General features: G+C 46.2%; 3 protein-coding genes. 1 reads left to right on the top strand and 2 read right to left on the bottom strand.

From position 1 onward, the window contains the following. Positions 1–1202: succinyldiaminopimelate transaminase (gene dapC / locus V7D75_RS13765; protein WP_442968971.1), on the bottom strand; the 1202-nt coding region annotated here is incomplete at its 3' end. A 314-nt stretch (positions 1203–1516) separates the two neighbouring features. On the opposite strand from dapC, the gene V7D75_RS13760 reads away from it, so the two are divergent. Next, positions 1517–2185 (top strand): hypothetical protein, encoded by a 669-nt coding sequence (locus tag V7D75_RS13760; protein ID WP_333615017.1) that lies wholly within the window; start codon positions 1517–1519, stop codon positions 2183–2185. Positions 2186–2350: 165 nt separating this feature from the next. On the opposite strand, the gene V7D75_RS13755 is transcribed toward V7D75_RS13760, so the two are convergent. Continuing rightward, on the bottom strand, positions 2351–3616 hold a 1266-nt coding region (locus tag V7D75_RS13755), incomplete at its 5' end, for an HD domain-containing protein (RefSeq protein WP_333615016.1).

The raw sequence follows: 3616 nt of genomic DNA, 5'->3' as shown, positions 1-3616 counted from the left end.
CGCACATAACCTTGCCCAGGATTTTTACCATTGACCTCGCGTGACAGATAACGCCCCGCCAGCGCGTGAATATTTGCTTGCTCATACAAAGCTTTGACAAAGATTTCGTCGTCGCCATTAAATTGCTCAGGGACTTTTACCCAAAAGTAAAAACCCGCCTCTGGCATGCGTAAATCAAGCAATTCGCCAAGCTCTGACCTCCATAAGGCGAATTTTTCTTGATAGAGCGCTCGATTACGCGCCACGTGCTTTTCATCTTCCCAAGCAGCGATGGAGGCCAGTTGATGCGGTATCGGCATTGCGCAGCCCTGATAAGTGCGATATTGCAAATAAGGCTGCAAAATGTCGGCGTCACCGGCGACAAAGCCTGAGCGCAGGCCGGGCAAGTTTGAACGCTTGGATAAAGAGTGAAATACCACGCAATTTTTAAAGTTATGACGACCGAGCGCCGCGCAAGCTTGCAGCAGGCCAATCGGCGCACTGTCAAAATACAGCTCGCTATAGCACTCGTCGCTAGCGATGATAAAGCCGTACTGGTCGGACAAACGCAGTAAGTGTTCCCAATCGTCCATGGTCATGACGGAACCGGTTGGATTGTTTGGGCTACAGACAAACAATAGCTGCGTGCGCATCCAAACGTCCCTCGGTACCGCGCGATAGTCACCTTTAAAATCATTATCAATGCTGCAAGGCATAAAGTACGGCGTCGCTTGCGCGAGTATGGCAGCGCCCTCGTATATCTGATAAAACGGATTGGGCATCACAATGGTTGGTGCCTCATCTGCTTTTTGCAATGGCTGCGCGCTTGGCTGATTATGAGCTGGCAGTTGATTGGCTTCGTCTTCGGACAACTCGGTTTGTGGATGATCAATAACGGCTTGCACCAAGCTAAAAATCGCCTCGCGTGTACCCATGACGGGCAATACTTGGCTATGCGGGTCGAGATGATTGAGAAAGAAGCGCTTTTCTAACCAGTGAGCGATGGTTTGACGCAGCTCAAACAGCCCGTTGGTGGTTGGATATTGGCTTATTTTGTCCAAGTTTTCGCGTAGGACGTCCAACACAAATGCTGGCGGCTCGTGTTTTGGCTCTCCAATACCGAGCTTAATTTCACTATAGTTATAGGCTGGCGTACTGTCCGCGAGTAAAGTCGCCATCTTAGCGAACGGATAAGGGTGCAGAGTCGTCAAGTTGTGATTCATAGGTAGGCTAACTATAATAGACAATTAATAATAAAGTGATAAAGAAAAATTACATTTGAGCAGTGTAGCACTTCTCTTATTTTTTGTCTTTTTTCTTCTCAGACGGTTTATTGTCAATGTAGAATCAGCGTTTTGCACAATTTATACGGTGAATAACCTTGCATAGCGCTTGTTTTTTAGACGGTAACCCCTATTGAGATTGGCCAATTTTAATCATGTGATTAAGTATAGATAAAATTAAAATAGCGTCATTTATTAACCAAGCAAGAAATAACTGTCCGTAAAAACGGCCGCTTATTTTAAGGAAACTTGATATGTCTAGTGTTTTAAAAACCGATGAGCGTGGCGCTAAAGATATCAATGTGCAACAATTTGAGGGTAGCCAGCGTGTTGAGCTATACGAGCAACTAAAACAGCGCGAGTACAATTGGTGGCAGGCGCGGCAGCAGTTGACGCTGTTAAAAGAGCGGCAGATGTTTTGGTTTGGCGATAACAGCTTTATGATGTGGCTGCTCTGGCAATTGGTCAGCTATGTGGTGGTGGCGATGGTGCTTATGCTGCTGAGCAAACTGTCAAACATCTCATTGCCTTTATGGCAGTATATGGGTTTATTTGCGGTACAGACGCTGATTTTTATCGTCATGTTGGGTTTTAAGGGCCGTATGGCCACGCATTTACAAAATAAGATTAATCAAGTCGATGTCTTGCGTGAAGAAGCGCTTAACGAGATGACCATTTTGGCCGCTGACACGCTTTATAATGATGTGCATGCCAAAGCCCCGATTTCCTTACAGCAAATCTTTGAGTACTACGACGGCGAATTTCATTTAGCCAGTTTGCATCGTCTGCTACAAAAAGAGGTAGACGCTGGGCGCTTGATGCTTGGACAGCAGCAGGTAGAAGCAGAGATTTTGCCGTTGGAGCTTGCCGATGAGGAGCTTAAAGAGATGGCAGGCGAGATGGTTTATAAAAGCGTCTTATAAAGTATGCGTTTAATATAAGTAGCTTATAAATATTTGGTCAAAAGCTATCTTTGATATTTTGTCTTAAAAAAACGCTTTATCGTTGAAGGTTAACGATAAAGCGTTTTTCGTATTTATAATTTAGCTTTTAACGATTAACTTCTAACATAAGCAGTTATATAGCAATTAACCATCGTTACGAATGCTCAGGCTTGCTATCAATGCCGCCTTCAATGTCTCAAGTTTATCCGCCGATAATGCCTGATCGTTTTGATCGCTGATATAAAACATATCTTCTGCGCGCTCGCCTAACGTGGTAATACGGGCGGCATGCACTTCAATTTGTTGTTGTAAAAATACCTGACCAACGCGGGCCAGTAAACCTGGTTGATCAAGCGTCTCTAAGCTCATGATATGCTGATTTGAGGCTTCATTAAACTCAAAGTGAATCGTGGTAGCGACATCGAAATGTCGTAACTGGCGCGGCATTCTTCTGTTGGTAAGCTTGGGCACCGTCGGATTTTTAAAGGCGTCAATTAAGCGCTGTTTAAGCTCTTGTTGGCTGTCTGTATCAACCAATAGCGTACCGCTGCGGTCGAGCAGCACGTAGGAATCTAAAGCAAAATCACGCGTTGCGGTAATGATGCGGGCATCCAAAACATCAAGATTCATCTGATCAAACACCGCCATGGTAACGGCAAATAAATTGACCTGATCTTGGGTATAAACAAACACTTGCACCGCATCAAGTGCCAGCTCGCGATGCTCACGTAACACAACTAAGGGTTGGCTATTGGCATCGGAGGCGCGGCCGATGGGCGGATGGTTTAAAATAGCTTCGGTATGCCACAAGATATCTTCTGCAATCTCGCGCAAAAAATACTCATCGCCCAAGTCGTCCCATAGCCTTAAAACCTCATCGCGATTCATGTGCTGATTATCGACATTATCAAGCATTGCCAGCGCCTGTTTGCGCGTGGCTTTAATCATATCTTGGCGGTTGGTTGGGGCGTCAATATCAGCGCGCAGGATACGCCGTGTTTGTGAATACAGCTGCTTCATCAAAGTCGCGCGCCAGCTGTTCCAAAGCTGGGGGTTGGTAGCATTCATATCGGCGACCGTTAGGACGTACAGATGGTTTAAATGGGTGACGTTGCCAACTAAATCGGCAAACAGCGTCACCACTTCTGGGTCGGAGATGTCTTTTTTCTGCGCTGTCATCGACATCAGCAGATGATAGCGCGTCAACCAGCCGACCAAATGGGCATCCGCGCTACTCATGCCGTGGGCAAGACAAAACTCAATCGCTTCTGTTTCGCCAAGCTGGCTATGATTGCCGCCGCGGCCTTTGGCAATATCATGAAACATCGCCGCCAACACCAAAATCTCTTTGCGCTCGATACGCTGAAAGATGGAGCTGACCAGTGGAAAGTCCTCGAAAAAGCGCGGATC

Origin of the sequence: Psychrobacter sp., from assembly GCF_036731945.1 — a bacterium.
Lineage (GTDB): Bacteria > Pseudomonadota > Gammaproteobacteria > Pseudomonadales > Moraxellaceae > Psychrobacter.
Note: the sequence above shows the minus strand (reverse complement) of the source record. Positions and strands in the feature narration are given on the sequence as shown.

Bases quoted from the DNA above. Each gene is read 5' to 3' on its own strand.
- V7D75_RS13760 (WP_333615017.1), top strand. From the start codon at position 1,517: ATGTCTAGTGTTTTAAAAACCGATGAGCGTGGCGCTAAAGATATCAAT.